The organism is Serratia sp. A07 (assembly GCF_058725505.1).
Window position 1 is genome coordinate 1 of sequence record NZ_JBZXDO010000021.1, and the last position, 13,839, is coordinate 13,839.

General features: G+C 57.0%; 19 protein-coding genes, 2 tRNA genes and 1 pseudogene. 20 read left to right on the top strand and 2 right to left on the bottom strand.

Annotation, left to right across the window (positions count from 1 at the left end):
* The 7 genes and pseudogenes from AC4PR2_RS18705 to AC4PR2_RS18735 form a co-directional block, all read left to right on the top strand.
* On the top strand, positions 1–2,529 hold a 2,529-nt coding region (locus AC4PR2_RS18705), incomplete at its 5' end, for a tail fiber protein (RefSeq protein WP_492175360.1).
* A gap of 3 nt (positions 2,530–2,532) precedes the next feature.
* Complete coding sequence (locus AC4PR2_RS18710; protein WP_492175361.1) at positions 2,533–3,060, top strand: tail fiber assembly protein; 528 nt, start codon at positions 2,533–2,535, stop codon at positions 3,058–3,060.
* A 26-nt stretch (positions 3,061–3,086) separates the two neighbouring features.
* Positions 3,087–3,419: a hypothetical protein gene (locus AC4PR2_RS18715; protein ID WP_492175362.1), complete on the top strand. Its 333-nt coding sequence runs from the start codon at positions 3,087–3,089 to the stop codon at positions 3,417–3,419.
* Between the two features lie 130 nt (positions 3,420–3,549).
* Positions 3,550–3,711, top strand: a pseudogene (locus AC4PR2_RS18720) (DUF1348 family protein); the annotation flags it as partial.
* Between the two features lie 127 nt (positions 3,712–3,838).
* Positions 3,839–4,168, top strand: coding sequence for an osmotically-inducible lipoprotein OsmE (osmE, locus tag AC4PR2_RS18725; protein ID WP_019453681.1), 330 nt, complete (start codon positions 3,839–3,841; stop codon positions 4,166–4,168).
* 157 nt (positions 4,169–4,325) lie between these two features.
* Positions 4,326–4,413 (top strand) — tRNA-Ser (locus tag AC4PR2_RS18730).
* A gap of 6 nt (positions 4,414–4,419) precedes the next feature.
* A tRNA-Thr gene (locus tag AC4PR2_RS18735) sits at positions 4,420–4,495 on the top strand.
* A 99-nt stretch (positions 4,496–4,594) separates the two neighbouring features.
* On the opposite strand, the gene AC4PR2_RS18740 is transcribed toward AC4PR2_RS18735, so the two are convergent.
* The gene (locus AC4PR2_RS18740; protein ID WP_197804337.1) at positions 4,595–5,272 is read right to left on the bottom strand and encodes a LexA family protein; all 678 of its coding nucleotides are present in this window, start codon (positions 5,270–5,272) and stop codon (positions 4,595–4,597) included.
* Positions 5,273–5,481: 209 nt separating this feature from the next.
* Between AC4PR2_RS18740 and AC4PR2_RS18745 the strand changes: the two genes are divergently transcribed.
* Positions 5,482–5,844, top strand: coding sequence for an antiterminator Q family protein (locus AC4PR2_RS18745; RefSeq protein WP_047730873.1), 363 nt, complete (start codon positions 5,482–5,484; stop codon positions 5,842–5,844).
* Positions 5,845–5,872: 28 nt separating this feature from the next.
* On the opposite strand, the gene AC4PR2_RS18750 is transcribed toward AC4PR2_RS18745, so the two are convergent.
* Positions 5,873–6,166: a hypothetical protein gene (locus tag AC4PR2_RS18750; protein ID WP_337046658.1), complete on the bottom strand. Its 294-nt coding sequence runs from the start codon at positions 6,164–6,166 to the stop codon at positions 5,873–5,875.
* Positions 6,167–6,644: 478 nt separating this feature from the next.
* Here AC4PR2_RS18750 and AC4PR2_RS18755 point away from each other — a divergent pair, with 478 nt between their 5' ends.
* The 12 genes from AC4PR2_RS18755 to AC4PR2_RS18810 all read left to right on the top strand — a co-directional run bounded on the left by AC4PR2_RS18755 (position 6,645) and on the right by AC4PR2_RS18810 (position 13,831).
* A complete protein-coding gene (locus AC4PR2_RS18755) occupies positions 6,645–6,965 on the top strand; it encodes a phage holin family protein (protein ID WP_019453678.1) in 321 nt (106 codons plus the stop codon).
* Positions 6,952–7,392 carry a glycoside hydrolase family protein gene (locus tag AC4PR2_RS18760; RefSeq protein ID WP_197802970.1) on the top strand — a complete coding sequence of 147 codons (441 nt, stop codon included), beginning with the start codon at positions 6,952–6,954 and terminating at the stop codon, positions 7,390–7,392. Before AC4PR2_RS18755 ends, AC4PR2_RS18760 begins: the two co-directional genes overlap by 14 nt.
* A 57-nt stretch (positions 7,393–7,449) precedes the next feature.
* The gene (locus AC4PR2_RS18765) at positions 7,450–7,839 is read left to right on the top strand and encodes a hypothetical protein (protein ID WP_070915337.1); all 390 of its coding nucleotides are present in this window, start codon (positions 7,450–7,452) and stop codon (positions 7,837–7,839) included.
* Positions 7,840–7,844: 5 nt separating this feature from the next.
* Complete coding sequence (locus tag AC4PR2_RS18770) at positions 7,845–8,228, top strand: HK97-gp10 family putative phage morphogenesis protein (RefSeq protein WP_194243146.1); 384 nt, start codon at positions 7,845–7,847, stop codon at positions 8,226–8,228.
* A 41-nt stretch (positions 8,229–8,269) separates the two neighbouring features.
* Positions 8,270–8,725, top strand: a complete 456-nt coding sequence (locus AC4PR2_RS18775) for a major tail shaft subunit (protein ID WP_016926946.1) — start codon at positions 8,270–8,272, stop codon at positions 8,723–8,725.
* Positions 8,726–8,848: 123 nt separating this feature from the next.
* On the top strand, positions 8,849–9,214 hold the full coding sequence (locus tag AC4PR2_RS18780; protein WP_492175363.1) for a phage tail protein: 366 nt from the start codon (positions 8,849–8,851) through the stop codon (positions 9,212–9,214).
* Between the two features lie 17 nt (positions 9,215–9,231).
* Entirely contained in the window at positions 9,232–9,453 is a 222-nt protein-coding gene (locus AC4PR2_RS18785; RefSeq protein ID WP_019453673.1) for a hypothetical protein, read from the top strand.
* On the top strand, positions 9,446–11,737 hold the full coding sequence (locus AC4PR2_RS18790) for a phage tail tape measure protein (protein ID WP_337046656.1): 2,292 nt from the start codon (positions 9,446–9,448) through the stop codon (positions 11,735–11,737). The genes AC4PR2_RS18785 and AC4PR2_RS18790 overlap by 8 nt, the downstream gene beginning before the upstream one ends.
* Positions 11,737–12,075: a phage tail protein gene (locus tag AC4PR2_RS18795; RefSeq protein WP_004935824.1), complete on the top strand. Its 339-nt coding sequence runs from the start codon at positions 11,737–11,739 to the stop codon at positions 12,073–12,075. The genes AC4PR2_RS18790 and AC4PR2_RS18795 overlap by 1 nt, the downstream gene beginning before the upstream one ends.
* Before the next feature lie 12 nt (positions 12,076–12,087).
* Entirely contained in the window at positions 12,088–12,837 is a 750-nt protein-coding gene (locus AC4PR2_RS18800) for a phage minor tail protein L (RefSeq protein ID WP_197802977.1), read from the top strand.
* 9 nt (positions 12,838–12,846) lie between these two features.
* Positions 12,847–13,551 (top strand): Mov34/MPN/PAD-1 family protein, encoded by a 705-nt coding sequence (locus tag AC4PR2_RS18805; RefSeq protein ID WP_197802979.1) that lies wholly within the window; start codon positions 12,847–12,849, stop codon positions 13,549–13,551.
* 37 nt (positions 13,552–13,588) lie between these two features.
* Positions 13,589–13,831 (top strand): hypothetical protein, encoded by a 243-nt coding sequence (locus AC4PR2_RS18810; RefSeq protein WP_197802982.1) that lies wholly within the window; start codon positions 13,589–13,591, stop codon positions 13,829–13,831.
* The last annotated feature ends 8 nt before the right edge of the window (positions 13,832–13,839 follow it).

Sequence of the window (13,839 nt, forward strand, 5' to 3'; positions counted from 1 at the left end):
CTCGCTGCCACGCCCAAAGCCGTCAAGGCGGTCAACGATGCGAGTGCCAAGAAAGCGGCCAATCTGGCCGACCTGACGGATAAGCCGAAAGCGCGCCAGAACCTGGGCCTGAAATCGGCGGCCCTGCGTGATGTTGGCACCACCAAGGGCCAGGTGATGGAAGTGGGCGCAGGCGGCTTACTGATGGGCGCGCGCCATCGCGATGACGTGTATACCAATGACGGGCAAATTTTCCGCGCCGATGCCAAATCGGCCAACAAACCGCCTATGAATGCGACCGCCGGCATTATCAGCCTGCCGGCAGATGGCGGCCCGTCCACAGGCTATGTTGCGATTAGTCCGGCCAACGGTGCCGCATGGATTGGTTCGTCCAACAAACCCGAGAACGGCGTTCGCTGGTCGCGGATTTACACGACCGACAACAAACCCACGGCCGGCGACGTCAATGCCTACAGCAAACCCGAGTCGGATAACCGCTTCCTGCAGAAGAGCGGCGGCACGGTCACCGGCAAGACCCAGTTCAACGCCGGCATTGATTTTGCCAACCCGAACACCGGCATTACGAACGGCACGGATGGTGCCAGCTACAATGGGGCCAACCTGCTGCTCAAATCCTGGTATGGCATTGGCTTCTACAAAACTATCGGTGAAAAAGGCATTACCGGCTTTATCGACGTGCGCACCGGCGACCTGCGCATGCAACGCAATATTACCGCCGATGGTCAACTGATTGAGGCGGGCAAGCGCGTCTATTCGCCGAACAATAAGCCAAAGGCCGGCGATGTTGATGCCGTCTCCGCAAGCGAAGGTGGTGAGTTTAAAAAAGAAATTCGCGCATCTGGCGGCGTGAAAATTCAGGTGCCGGGCCGCAACGACAATGGCGGCGGCGTATATCCTGGCAACGGTGACGGCGCAAGCTATGCCACCTGCAACGTCGACATCAAATCCTGGCAGGGCATCGGCTTTTACAACACCTGTGACACGGTGGGCATCAAGGGGCGAAGCCTGTTTATCGACGTACGGCAGGGCAACCTGGAAGCCCAGGGCCTTATTAAAGGCAAAACTGTCTATGATGCCAGTGGGCGAGTCTACTCGCCGGGGAACAAACCCTCGCCGGGTGATATCAACGTTTACAGCAAGTCAGAATCAGACAGCCGATACTTTGCACGGGGCGCCACCGCGACAGCCAAGGATGTGGCCTGGAACGCTGCTTCCGGGGTCTACAATACCCAGGCAGATGGCATGACCATGGTGGTGCACTTCGCCGCCGGCGGCACCGGCAGCACGCGCGCTGCAGATTTCAGGTTCAACTACGGCAACGGCGGGCTGGCTTTTCGTTCGTCGCGCGATGATAAAGGCTACGAGAACGGCTGGACGAAAGTGTACACCGACCGCCAGCGACCGACTGCAGCTGAAGTGCAGGCTGCTGACGTCAGAAACAATTTCGCTGCTCGTATGGGCGTTACCAGGGTGTTATCCGGAGACCAACCACCGACTGCCCCTGGCATTTGGAGTATTGAAAACTGTAGCTGGACGCCGGAGAAATGGGGAACACTGATTTGCACGTCCAACCGCTCAGACCTCAAAACGGACAGAGGGAATGGGCAGTTCTTCCATTACTTATTCCTGAGTCACAACAGCAAGCTCTTTGTGGCGATCAATGTGAACGGCAATGGGGCCGGCTGGCAGCAACTGATTGGGCCGGCGGGGGGAAACCTCAACGGCCCGGTATCATCAACCAGTTGGTTGTCGGCGGCGACGTTAACCGCCGCGTATCATACCACCACGGCAGGGAAAGCCCCCGAAGGTGGAGGTATGTTCTCGGCGCAGCTCGACAATAAGGCCGCGTTCTACCAGGCGAACTTTGATTGGGATGTAACCGCCGGTGGTTACTACGTCCCGCTGGTCAAAGGGCGCAGCAACCGCAAGGGACAAGGCTATCCGACCGCAGTGAGTTTTGGGTATCTGCTGGATGGCAGCGGCAGTTTTGCGCGACCGTGCATTCATGCACGAGGCGACAATAATAAGGATGCGGTCTGGCAGTTCAACCCCAATGACAACATGTTGTATGCCCCTGGCGGTATAAAGGCGGGAGGTGCAACACTGGCGGCGGACGGCAATATCCTGGGCAGCCGCTGGGGCAATAAGTGGTTGTGGGATGCAATCATTGAGCAAGTAAATGGCCGTGTTGACTGGGGTGCGTTCGGTAACCGCACGCACTGGTGGACGGATGGCGAGCGCGGGTGGTGGAAAGACGAAAACACCGGTTTTATCTACCAGTGGACGGTTGGCCCCTGGAGGAAAGAAGACGAACAGATTGATTCCGTGGGCTTCCCCATGCGCTTCCCGAATCAATGTTGTACGGTGAATGTTGGGGCACAAGCCCAGGGGGATGGTATTAATAATGATGCTGTTGCTGTGGTTTATGGTTGGAATCAGGAGATCTGTCGCGTGCAAATGAATAAGCCGGCGGGAGAAAGTTCTTGGTGGCAACCTATGCGTACAATTATTTTTGCTATTGGGAGGTAAAGAGTGACAGACATCAACAAACCAGAAGACGCACTCAGCGAGAGAGCGGCGCCTGTTTCATCGATACAGCGTCCCGAGGATATGGGGCCGCCATTAGAAAGCACGGAAGCGAATTTTTACTTCTCACCTTCCGAACTCGTTTTTGTCGCGGGCATCCTGAAAAAGGATTACGTCAAAGCGGGCTCCTGGCCGAAGGATGCCCGCCCGGTGAGCGATGACGTCTATGCGGCATTCATTGCCAATCCGCCAGAAGGCAAGGTACGTGGGGCAGATGAAGCCGGAATGCCTTGCTGGGAAGATGCTCCGCCGCCAACGAAGGCGCAGCTCATTGAAATGGCGCAGCGCAAGTTGAGCACGTTGATGACAATGGCAACGAAGGCCATTGCCCCACTTCAGGATGCCGTGGATCTCGGTATCGCAACAGACAGTGAAAAGGTTCTTCTGAATGACTGGAAGCGTTATCGTGTAATGCTCAATCGCGTCGATATCTCAGTTGTTCCTGATATTGAATGGCCGCTTAAGCCTGAGTAACATTAAGCCTCAAGGAGGAGGCTTCCATGGATAAATCAGCGAAAGAACTATATGCATTAATCGAGTATTGTGACGGCATTTCATATGGTGGTCTGTGTTCTGCCACCACGTTGGATAGCGGGAGGATCGGTGCACTGCTGAGGTATATGGTGCAAGATGAAATAATCTATCGCTCCGGGCCTGTTGGGCAATACAGATACCATGTATCGAAGGAGTTGGCCGACAAGGCTAGCGTTAGGCCAAGGGACCCCATCGGTGTGCCCGTCAAAAAAGATATCGTCGCTTCTTGCAAGTCCAAGTCCGCAATTTACAGGTTTGACCCACTGCTTAAAAACGCCAAAACCCCGCTTGCCAAATAGCTTGATGTCCATCTTGCGTGCGGTAAACCACCGGATGCTGTACCTTTACAGTAATTTTATTGCACATAGTGAAACAAAAAGCGCGGGTTAAATATCGCAAGTTTTTGTGTCAAATATCGCGCGCCGCATCAGCTTCGGCAACGAAAACTGGGAGTTCAATCAGGAGGGGCTGATGATCAACCGCCATGCGTGCATCAACGACATGCCGATCCGCGAACAGGATCGGCGTTTTCACTGGCCGCTCGGCCGGCGGCCGGACGATGTCCCGGCCCTGAGCGATTTCGGTTTTTGAATCTGACGTCGCGCCCGCGATGGCCGCTCGTGAGGAAAAGCGCACCGATCGACAAAGGGGAATTTGTAGAAAAGCCTTTCCACTTCTAGACTTAGGGGACAACAAACGCACTCCAAGAGGACAAGCTATGACGAAGAAGTTGGTTTTGGCCGTCGGCACTGCGGCGGTATTTTCCATTCTTGCCGGCTGCACCGCCTATGACCGCGCAACCAGTTATGTCAATGAGCCGGTGGTCAGCGATGTCAAAGTAGGGATGACCAAGCAGCAGGTGCGGGCTATCGCCGGTCCGCCGTCGACCACCGCCACGCTGGTTCATGCGCAGGGCACTTGCGACACCTATGCGGTGGCGCCGCGCGACGGCAAAGTGCAAACGTACTTTGTCAGCTACAACGACACGGGCCATGTCATGAACAAGGGCTATCAAACCTGTTCAGACTACGATTCTCAGCCGAAATAATCGCGTTTCGGCCGACACAAAAAGCCTCGCTTGCGCGGGGCTTTTCATTTTTTAAGCGTTTAAGGCCTGAAGTTTAGGCAACTGCACCGGTTGTGCCATTTTTTTGCATGAAAACGATAGACATTTCATAACGGTATCGCTAATATCAGCGCCCATTGGAAGGATGGCCGAGTGGTTTAAGGCAACGGTCTTGAAAACCGTCGAGTGTAACAGCTCCCAGAGTTCGAATCTCTGTCCTTCCGCCAAATTCAGCCGGCTTAGCTCAGTAGGTAGAGCAACTGACTTGTAATCAGTAGGTCACCAGTTCGATTCCGGTAGCCGGCACCATGATAAAGCAGTACCGGCACCCTGAGTGCCAAAAAAACCGCCAGCCGCAAGGTTGGCGGTTTTTTGCTTTATGCCGTTCCCAACGCGGCGTGTACGGGGCTAGGGCAGCCAGGCGCCAAGCACCACTCCGATAATCGCGTACTCATCGGCATTCAGCGCCGGGCAATCCGGCATGCTCCCCGTAAGCCATCGATGCCCTGCTTCCTCAACATACTTTCTAAAGGTGAGCTCAGCATTGTCGCAGCGTTTCGCTATCACCTTGTCGCCGGAGACGAGCTCGGTTATGCCGGCCGCAGTGGGTTCGACAAGTATCAAGGCGCCCTTCGGGTAATTGGCGCCGGTAGAGCCACTCATCGTGTCATCCCGCACGGGCAGCCAGTAGGCCTGAACGCTGCACTGCACCATCGCCGGGTAGTGGACGGCCGTCCCTTTGTTCAGCTGTTCGTGAGACAACGGCAGTGTCCACGCCAACAGCGGCAGCGTTTTACCCGAAGCCTGCGCGGCCTTCTTCCTGGCGGGGCGTAGCCCGGTTTGCTCCAGGCCGTCCAGCCAGCCGATTTGCACGGCGAAGTACTGTTCAATCCTTCGCGCCATATCGCCACTGATGCCTTTTTTTCCTTTCTTGCCCGACGGGTAGAGCAGGCGAGAGACATAGTCAGCTGCAATGCCGAGCGCCTCGGCAAGGCGCTTTTGGCCTCCGACGCCGAGGTTGTCGATCAGGATGATCAGGCGCTCTCGCCGCATCTCCTGCAGGTGCAATTTTTGCTCGTTTTTCATGAGGCCATCGTACCTAAATTTAGCTGTAGGTAAATGGCTTTTCGCTATTGAAAAAAAGATACCTCTGGGTATACTTGATACTGTTTATTTATACAGTATTTGGTGCGGCATTCCTCGGCGAGCACGCCGAGCAGCACAACGGCTCGACCGACGTCGGTAAGCGACATGGAGCCCTGGCGATGTGGCAAACGCCCAAAGGAGGTGGAAGCATGAGAGATATGAATGAAGTGTTGGAGCGATGGGGCGTATGGGCCAGGGATAACAGCGGCATTGATTATTCCCCCATTGCCGCCGGATTCAAAGGGCTGTTGTCCTATAAATCGAATGGCGAGCTCTCCTGCTGCGATGATGATGGCCTGGTGATCGACGGTTGCGTGGGCAGATTGAAGAAATACAAACCCGAAGAGTTCGATCTCATCATTGCCCACCATGTTTATGGCATATCTCTGCGCAAGATTGCCCTGAAAAGGAAATGTTCAGACGGTACGATACGTAAAGAGATGCAAACGGCGGAGGGATTTATCGGTGGATGCCTGGCGATGCTGGATATAACGTTGAGTATGGATCGCTGAAAAGGCTGCCGTTGAAATTGAAGAGGGCTTATTTTTCGCCTCCTAATGATATAAGGAATAATAAGGGCGAGTAAAATATCTTGCGCGTCGCCATAATTAAAAAAAGCTCACGCGTACGCAAATAAGCCGGTAATATGATAAAACTGAGTCGTTGCCGGCGCCGCCGCACGATAGATAAACCTCGCTCCGGCGGGGTTTTATTTTTTATCATAAAAGACTCACGCGTACGCAAATAAGCCGGTAATCTGATAAAACTGAATTGTTGCCGGCGCCGTCGCACGATAGATAAACCTCGATCCAGCGGGGTTTTATTTTTTTTCATAAAAGACTCACGCGTACGCAAATAAGCCGGTAATCTGATAAAACTGAGTCGTTGCCGGCGCCGCCGCACGATAGATAAACTTCGCTCCGGCGGGGTTTTATTTTTTATCATAAAAGACTCACGCGTACGCAAATAAGCCGGTAATCTGATAAAACTGAATTGTTGCCGGCGCCGCCGCACGATAGATAAACCTCGCTCTGGCGGGGTTTTTCATTTTTAGCCTCCTTGTCAAAACGGTCAATCACTCACTGAATAATGACTGTCGTTGAATGACCACGACGGGAGGCTAATTCATCTTCTTTATAAAACAGCGCAATCTTATTTATCTGCCCAGGCTCAGCAGAGCGAATAAGCCATTTTCAACAGCGTAAATGGCCGCTTTTTAAATGGAACAGGAATGACGGGGAGAAGCGCCGCATTTAGCGGCTCTTTTCCATGACTCCCGAAGATCGGGCTATGCCCCGGCAAGGGGAGGGTGATGATTATGCCTTGGAAAAATGAACCAAACATTCTTTCAATGCTGCTTGCTTTCGGCATGACGCTGCTGGGGGCGATCGCCAGCTATTCCTTCAAGGTCTTGAACGGCGAAACCTTTAGCTGGAGGACGCTGTTCTTGCAGCTGTTCGTTTCTATTTTCGCCGGTTTGACCATGGTGATGATTGCGCTGCATTACGACTGGCCTTCGGAGGTGATGGGCGGCGTATGCGGCATGGCGGGGTGGTCGGGAGCATCGCTGATCAAGGCATTGGAACGCCGATTTCTCAATAAAGCGTCAGGAGGAAACCATGAAGATAAGTGACGATGGCATGGCGCTGATCAAGCGTTTCGAAGGTTTGCGATTGCAGGCTTATCAGGACTCGGTCGGCGTTTGGACCATCGGTTACGGTTGGACCCAGCCGGTCGCAGGACGAAAAGTGGGTGCCGGCATGGCGATCGATGCCGCAACGGCCGAGCGTTTGCTGCTGTGCGGTATCGCTCAATTCGAACAGGGCGTCGAACGGCGGGTGACGGTGACGATCACGCAGGGGCAGTTCGATGCGCTGGTGAGCTTTGCCTATAACCTGGGCCTGCGCGCGCTGGAGAACTCGACGCTGCTGCGCCGGTTGAACGCCGGCGATCGGCAAGGGGCGGCCGACCAGTTCGGTCGATGGGTTAATGCGGGCGGCGTGCGGCTCGATGGGTTGGTTGCCCGGCGCGCGGCGGAACGCGCGCTGTTCCTGTCCTGATGCCCGAATGCGTCTGCACAACGATTCCCCCCTCAAAACGACGGAGATCTTGCCCAAATGATTGAAGATGAAATCCAACGCTCGCTGGCCGCGCTAACCCATCTGGCGGCTTACCCGCTGATCTTGCCGGATCCGCAGCAAGAAGGCGTGACCTATCAGAAGATCAGCGATCTGAAAGTGAACACCGGTCTGGTTGACAGCTCGCTGGTGCAGAGCCGTTTTCAGATCGTGCTGTACGTGATCGACGATTACTCCCGGCTGATCGCTCTGGATAAGGCGGTTTTGAATGCCTGGGAAGGGGTTCGGCATGGCCATATCGGCCAATGGCCGGTACAGGCTGTCGCGCGCAGCACCCTTTTGCAGAGCGCCACGCCCCTGGCGGATGACCGCGTTCAGTATCGGATGGCGCGCGATTACCTCATCACGCATTCCGAGGTGGCGGTGTGATCGCCATGAAGGTTTCCGGCATGGCGGAATTGACTCGCCGGTTGGAAACGATTCGGCGCGAGGTCACCAGCCACATTCTGCCGGAAGCCGGCCACGCCGCGTTAGCCCCAGTCCTTGGCACGATGCGGCAGTGTGCCGATCGGGGGGCGCCAAACAGCGAGCCATCGCTGAGCGCCGGCATCGCGATACGCCCGGTCGTTACCGGATGGAACGCGGTGACGTTGCGCGTCGGCCCCAGTAAACAGCATTACCACCGAGCCCTGGCGCAGGAGTACGGCACGGCAACGCAAGCCGCCGCCCCGTTTATTCGCCCTGCGCTGGATCACCATAAGCACCAAGTGTTACGCATCCTGGCGGCTCACGTCCGCTATGGCATCGAAAACCGGTAGCGACCGCTACCATCCTTCATCAAAAAAGAGAGAGAAAAACTATGGCTGATAAAACTTCGCCAGAATACGCCATGCTGCCTGCCGGCACTATCGTCAAATGGGGCACCGTTGGGGCTGCGCCCACGGCCATGAAGGCGCTGACCAACTGTAAAGCGGTGGGTGAAATGGGGCAAACCGGCGGTTTTGTCGATTGCACCACGCTGCTGGATACCGCCAAGCAGTTTATTTCCGACCTGCCGGAAGGCGCGGAGAAATCCATCGGTTTCATCGACGATCCGTCCAACGCCGATTTCGCGGCGCTGCTGAATGCGGCGGACAAGCGCGAAACGGTACAGTTTTACGTCGAGCTGCCGAACGGCCGCACTTCCACCTCCATCCTGTCGCTGTCCGGCTGGAAAATGAATGAGATCACCGCCCCGGCGAGTGAAGTCATTCAGATTACCGTTCAGGGCAAGCAAAACAGCAACACCTGGGGCTCGGTTACCCCGAAGGTGTGACGAACCGACGAGCGCGCTGGCTTAACGCCTGAGGGCGCTCGACGCGATCGCTTCCGCCGCGGGCCATGTGGCCTGCGGCAATTTTCTTCATGCAGAGCACATTATATGAACAAGGAAAAACCGATGACTGAGAAATACGATCTGAAAGCGCTGAAAACGGCGCTGCTGAAATCCGACGACCACGTGATCGAAACGCAGATCTTTGGCGCCAAAGCCTTTATCCGCCGCCTGAAAGCGGCGGAACTGCAGGAAAACGAAGACGGCATGAAGGCCGCCATCGACAGCGGTGATATGAACAAAGCCGCACAGCTCAACGTGCAGCTGCTGCTGTCTTGCCTGATGACGCCGGACGGCAAACGCATCCCGGCCGGCGCCTTGCCGAGCGTTGAAGATCTGCTGGCGGCGCACGACAACCCGACGCTGGTCGAAGCCATCGGCGCCGTTAAGCGCCATGCGGTCGGCAGCCTGGAGGAAGCGGAAAAAAACTGACTGACTCGCCCTGGCTGATGTTGGTGTTCCAACTGGCCGATCGCTGGGGTGAGTCGGATCCTCGCAAGATCGCCGCGCTGCCGGCGCACATCCTGAATCACTGGCGGGCATACTTCAAACTGCAAGGCATGACGGCCGATGCGGCGGAGAGTGCCCCCGTTCATCAATCCGGTCAGCCCGCGCAAAGCAGTATTGATATGCAGTGTGCTGACGTTATGCGAGTGCTGGGAAATGGCTGATACCGCACAGTTGGTCGTCGGGTTGCAACTGAATGACACCAACTTTAAAAACAAACTGACGGCGGCTTACCGTACCGCCGGGGAACAATCCGCCAAATTTAACCGCCAGGCTCAGCAGGACGCGAAGAAGACCGACGAGTCGTATCAACGCATCGGCGGCACGCTTGGTGGCCTGGCGGGAAAACTGGCGGGGCTGGCCGGCGTCGAGCTGTCGCTGCAGGGGCTCGCCGCCACGTCGCGCCAGTATGGGCAGGCGCTCACCGAACTTGCGTCCATCACCGTCGCTGCGACGGCGCAGATGAAGCAGTTGGACGACGCGGCTCGCCAGGCGAGCAGCGCCTCCGGCGAAGGCGGCAGCCGCGCGGAGGAGATGCTGAAACTGGCCGGCGGCCTGAATGACAGCGCGGCGGCCTGGCGCGATCAGGCGGCGGCGGCGCGCGGGGCGGCTCAGGCGACGGCTGGCGTCGGTTCTGCCTCTCGCGTCGCCAACATCGCGCTGGGTGCGCTTGGCGGCCCGATCGGTGTCGCCATCCAGGCGGGATTGGCGATGCTGTACTTCCATGAGCAAAACAAATTGGCCCGCGAGTCGGCTTTGGCATTGAAAGATGTGGCGGCCGAGACGGGCGAAGATCTCAGTAAACTCTCCAAGGCAAAGCTCGCCGTCAAAATTGATACCTTCGACGATCAGTTAAAGACGCTCAGTGAGGAAAAAACCAAGATCGAGAACCAGCTGGCGCGTAGGAGCGATATCCGAATTGCTGGCTTAGAGCGCCGAAGCAAAGGGATGTTGGGATTCCTCTACTCTGATCCAAAAGAGGTGAGAAAAGAACGAAACGCCTTGCAAGCGCAGTTGGAAGATATCATTAAGGGCGAGAAAGCGATCCGGCTCCGGCGAAACAACGCCGTCAATGCACAGAATGGCAACGACAGCCATGTTGAGACCAAACCTGATAAGCCTAAGAGCCATCAAGCAAGCGTCACTCCTGTCGGTCGTATTTTTAGCGATAACGGCAAGCAGCAGTCTCTTGAGCAGTACCAGCAGCTGCGTCAGGAAATCGAGCAGGCGCATCTGAGCAGCCTCGACAAAATCACTCAGGATGAACAAAGCGCGCAGGCCAAGCTGGTGTCAGCGGCCAAGGCGGCCGGTGCCGGGCAGGCCGATGTGCAGCGGGCGATGGCGCTGAACGCCGAGAAGTATCAGCGGCAGCGGCAACAGCTGGCTGAGCAGTACGTACCAGGGCAGGCGGCGGTACGCAAAGATCAAGAGGTCGGCAAGGAGCTGAAGGCGTTGTATGACGGGCGGCTGTTGACCGAACGCGAATACCAGACTGCCAGCCGGATGCAGCAGCAAGAGACGATGCGCCAGCGGCTGAAGGCTGAAACCGACGCGCTCGCCGCGCCGCGCATGAACATTGCCGGTGATGTGGATCCTGCCGCTCGGCTTAACAATCAACTGGTGCAGCAGCAGGCGCAATACCAGGCCTACTACCAGCAAGGCATTCTGGATAAACAGCGCTATGAACAGCTGATGCAGGCGGCGACGCAGGAATCGTCGGACGCTCAGTATCAGCAGGCGCTGAGTCTGTTTGGCGGGCAGAGCCGCGTGCACAAGATGGCGCTGGGGCTGGTGGACATGACGCGGGAACGGACCTCCGGCATGATGTTCGATCTGCTGACCGGGACGCAAAACTTTAAGCAAAGCATGCTCGGTTTGATGACCTCCATGACGCAGTCCATCGTTCAGCAACTGATCGATCTGGCGATGCAGGCGCTGTTAACCAGAACCTTTCTCTCTACTTTTATGAGCATCGGCGGCGGTTTGCTGGGCGGGGCTGCAAGCGCCGGCGCGGGCGCGGCCGGTTCAGGCGCGATGGGCATGCCGACCGGTTGGCAAGGCTATGTCCCTAACGCCAAGGGCGGCGTGTACGCCTCGCCTTCGCTGAGCGCATTCAGCGGCCAGATCGTCAGCAATCCCACATTGTTCGCGTTCGCCAGAGGCGCCGGCTTGATGGGCGAAGCCGGGCCGGAGGCCATCATGCCGCTCAAACGCGGCGCGGACGGTTCGCTCGGCGTGCGGGCGATCGGCGGCGGCCAGCAGCCTGCGGCGGCGCCGAATGTCTACATCACCATCGAGAACGGCGGCAACGTTAGTTCGCAGGCCGATCCGGGATGGGGCGAGTTCGGTAAACAGATGGGGAATATAGCCGCGCAGGAAAGCCAGAAGGTGATCAACCGCAACCTGATGCCTGGCCAGCCGATTTGGAAAGCAATCAAGGGGATGTAATGGGCATTCAGACATTTGAATTTCCGGCGCGCGTCAATGCCGCCGGCGATATGCGTTTTCGCGTCAGGAAGGCGCAGTTCGGCGACGGCTATGCGCAGGTCTCCGGCGACGGCATTAACCCGATCGTGCGTTCCTGGGATCTGACCTTTGTCGGCAAGTATGACTACATCACGCCGATCATCGTCTTTCTGGAAAACCATCACGGGGTGAAGTCCTTCCAATGGACGCCACCAACTCAGGTTCCCGGCCTGTACCGCTGCGAGGGCTATAAGCCGGTCGCCATGGGCGGGGACAACTATTCACTGACGGCCACGTTTACCGAGGCCTTCCACGTTTAACCGGGGGAGACGATGCTGAATTCAGATTTGCAAAAGCTGGAGCCGGGCAACCGCATCCGCCTGATTGAGGTAGACGGCACCCGGTTTGGCGCCGATATTCTGCGCTTTCATTGCGATACCCTGCCTTTTACGCCGCAAGAGCTGGCCGCCGCCGGCGGTGATGAAACCAAACTGCCGGCGAAATCGCTCTGGTGGCAGGGGCAGGAGTACGGCCCGTGGCCGTTTAGCGTCGAAGGGCTGGAGATCTCCGCCGACAGCCAGGGCAATGCGCCTAAGCTGTCGGTCGCCAATATCAATGGCCTGATCAGCGCGCTCTGCCTGCAGTTTGAGGACATGGCGCAGGCCAAGGTGCGGATCCACGACACGCTGGTGCACTACCTTGACGCCCGCAACTTCCCGCAGGGGAACCCTTCGGCCGATCCGCTGCAGGAAAAGCTGCAGGTGTTCTACATCGATCGCAAGGCGACGGAAAGCGACGAAGCGGTGGAGTTCGAGCTCTCCAGCCCGGCGGACCTGCGGGGACTGCGCATCCCGACCCGGCAAATCCACAGCCTGTGCACCTGGTGCTCGCGCGGCGGCTATCGCACCGGCAAGGGCTGCGATTACGCCGGTAGCCGTTACTTTGACGACAAGGGCAACCCGGTGGATGACCCGAGCCTGGATCGCTGCGGCGGGCTGCTGAGCGACTGCCAAAAACGCTTTGGCGAGCACGAGTCGCTGCCGTTCGGCGGCTTCCCCGGCGCGGCGTTAATCCGGCAGTAGGGGGCGAGCATGAAAGAAAAAACCGTGGCGGCCATTATGGCGCACGCCAGGGCCGAGTATCCGCGCGAATGCTGCGGCGTGGTGGCGCAAAAATCCCGCGTGGAGCGCTATTTTCCGTGCCGCAACCTGGCGGACAACCCCACCGAGCAGTTTCATCTGGCGCCGGAAGACTACGTGGCCGCCGCCGAATGGGGTACCATCACCCTCATCGTGCACAGCCATCCGGACGCCACCACGCAGCCGAGTGAGCTGGACAAGGCGCAGTGCGACGCGATGGAGTTGCCTTGGGCGATAGCCAGCTGGCCGGAGGGGGATTTACGCACCCTCTTGCCGCGCGGCGAACGGCCGCTGGTGGGCCGCCAGTTCGTGCTGGGGCATACCGACTGTTGGGGGCTGGTTATGAGCTACTTCCGGCAGGAGCACGGCATAACGCTCCAGGATTACCGCGTTGATTATCCGTGGTGGGAGCGGGGTGAAAACCGCTATCTGGATAACTGGCATGCCTGCGGCTTTCGCGAGTTCGATGGCCCGCCGCAGCCGGGGGATATGGCGATCATGCAGGTTTCGGCGCCGGTGGCCAACCACGCTGGCATTCTGCTGGCAGATGGCCTGTTGCTGCACCATATGTATGGCATGCTCAGCCAGCGGGTGCCTTACGGTGGGTATTGGAAGGAGCGGACGGTGAAGGTGCTGCGGCACAAAGCGCTGATGTGATGCTATCATTCCACTTTTCAGCTTAAGGAAAAGGGTAATGAAGAAAATAATCTCTGCGCTGGCTTTGTGTTTTATGACTTCTTTTTTTGCTAATGCAACTACACTGGATGCATATCTTAGTCATCATAAAGAAATAGACGAAGATCCAATTCTTGGTGAGTATGTAAGGAAGTGGGCTTGGTTTATGGCATTAATGAATGCTCAGCAAAATATAATACGGCAGACTCAAAAAAAATTAACGAACTACTTGATGCAAAAGGTGATAGATATGGTGCGTTGAGTATTAGA

Coding starts and splice junctions, on each gene's coding strand:
- AC4PR2_RS18715 (WP_492175362.1), top strand. CDS start 3,087: ATGGATAAATCAGCGAAAGAACTATATGCATTAATCGAGTATTGTGAC.
- AC4PR2_RS18755 (WP_019453678.1), top strand. CDS start 6,645: ATGATTATGCCTTGGAAAAATGAACCAAACATTCTTTCAATGCTGCTT.
- AC4PR2_RS18745 (WP_047730873.1), top strand. CDS start 5,482: ATGAGAGATATGAATGAAGTGTTGGAGCGATGGGGCGTATGGGCCAGG.
- AC4PR2_RS18800 (WP_197802977.1), top strand. CDS start 12,088: ATGCTGAATTCAGATTTGCAAAAGCTGGAGCCGGGCAACCGCATCCGC.
- AC4PR2_RS18750 (WP_337046658.1), bottom strand. CDS start 6,166: ATGAAAAAAAATAAAACCCCGCTGGATCGAGGTTTATCTATCGTGCGA.
- AC4PR2_RS18790 (WP_337046656.1), top strand. CDS start 9,446: ATGGCTGATACCGCACAGTTGGTCGTCGGGTTGCAACTGAATGACACC.
- AC4PR2_RS18805 (WP_197802979.1), top strand. CDS start 12,847: ATGAAAGAAAAAACCGTGGCGGCCATTATGGCGCACGCCAGGGCCGAG.
- AC4PR2_RS18740 (WP_197804337.1), bottom strand. CDS start 5,272: ATGAAAAACGAGCAAAAATTGCACCTGCAGGAGATGCGGCGAGAGCGC.
- AC4PR2_RS18795 (WP_004935824.1), top strand. CDS start 11,737: ATGGGCATTCAGACATTTGAATTTCCGGCGCGCGTCAATGCCGCCGGC.
- AC4PR2_RS18770 (WP_194243146.1), top strand. CDS start 7,845: ATGAAGGTTTCCGGCATGGCGGAATTGACTCGCCGGTTGGAAACGATT.
- AC4PR2_RS18760 (WP_197802970.1), top strand. CDS start 6,952: ATGAAGATAAGTGACGATGGCATGGCGCTGATCAAGCGTTTCGAAGGT.
- AC4PR2_RS18810 (WP_197802982.1), top strand. CDS start 13,589: ATGAAGAAAATAATCTCTGCGCTGGCTTTGTGTTTTATGACTTCTTTT.
- AC4PR2_RS18780 (WP_492175363.1), top strand. CDS start 8,849: ATGACTGAGAAATACGATCTGAAAGCGCTGAAAACGGCGCTGCTGAAA.
- AC4PR2_RS18765 (WP_070915337.1), top strand. CDS start 7,450: ATGATTGAAGATGAAATCCAACGCTCGCTGGCCGCGCTAACCCATCTG.
- AC4PR2_RS18775 (WP_016926946.1), top strand. CDS start 8,270: ATGGCTGATAAAACTTCGCCAGAATACGCCATGCTGCCTGCCGGCACT.
- AC4PR2_RS18785 (WP_019453673.1), top strand. CDS start 9,232: ATGTTGGTGTTCCAACTGGCCGATCGCTGGGGTGAGTCGGATCCTCGC.
- osmE (WP_019453681.1), top strand. CDS start 3,839: ATGACGAAGAAGTTGGTTTTGGCCGTCGGCACTGCGGCGGTATTTTCC.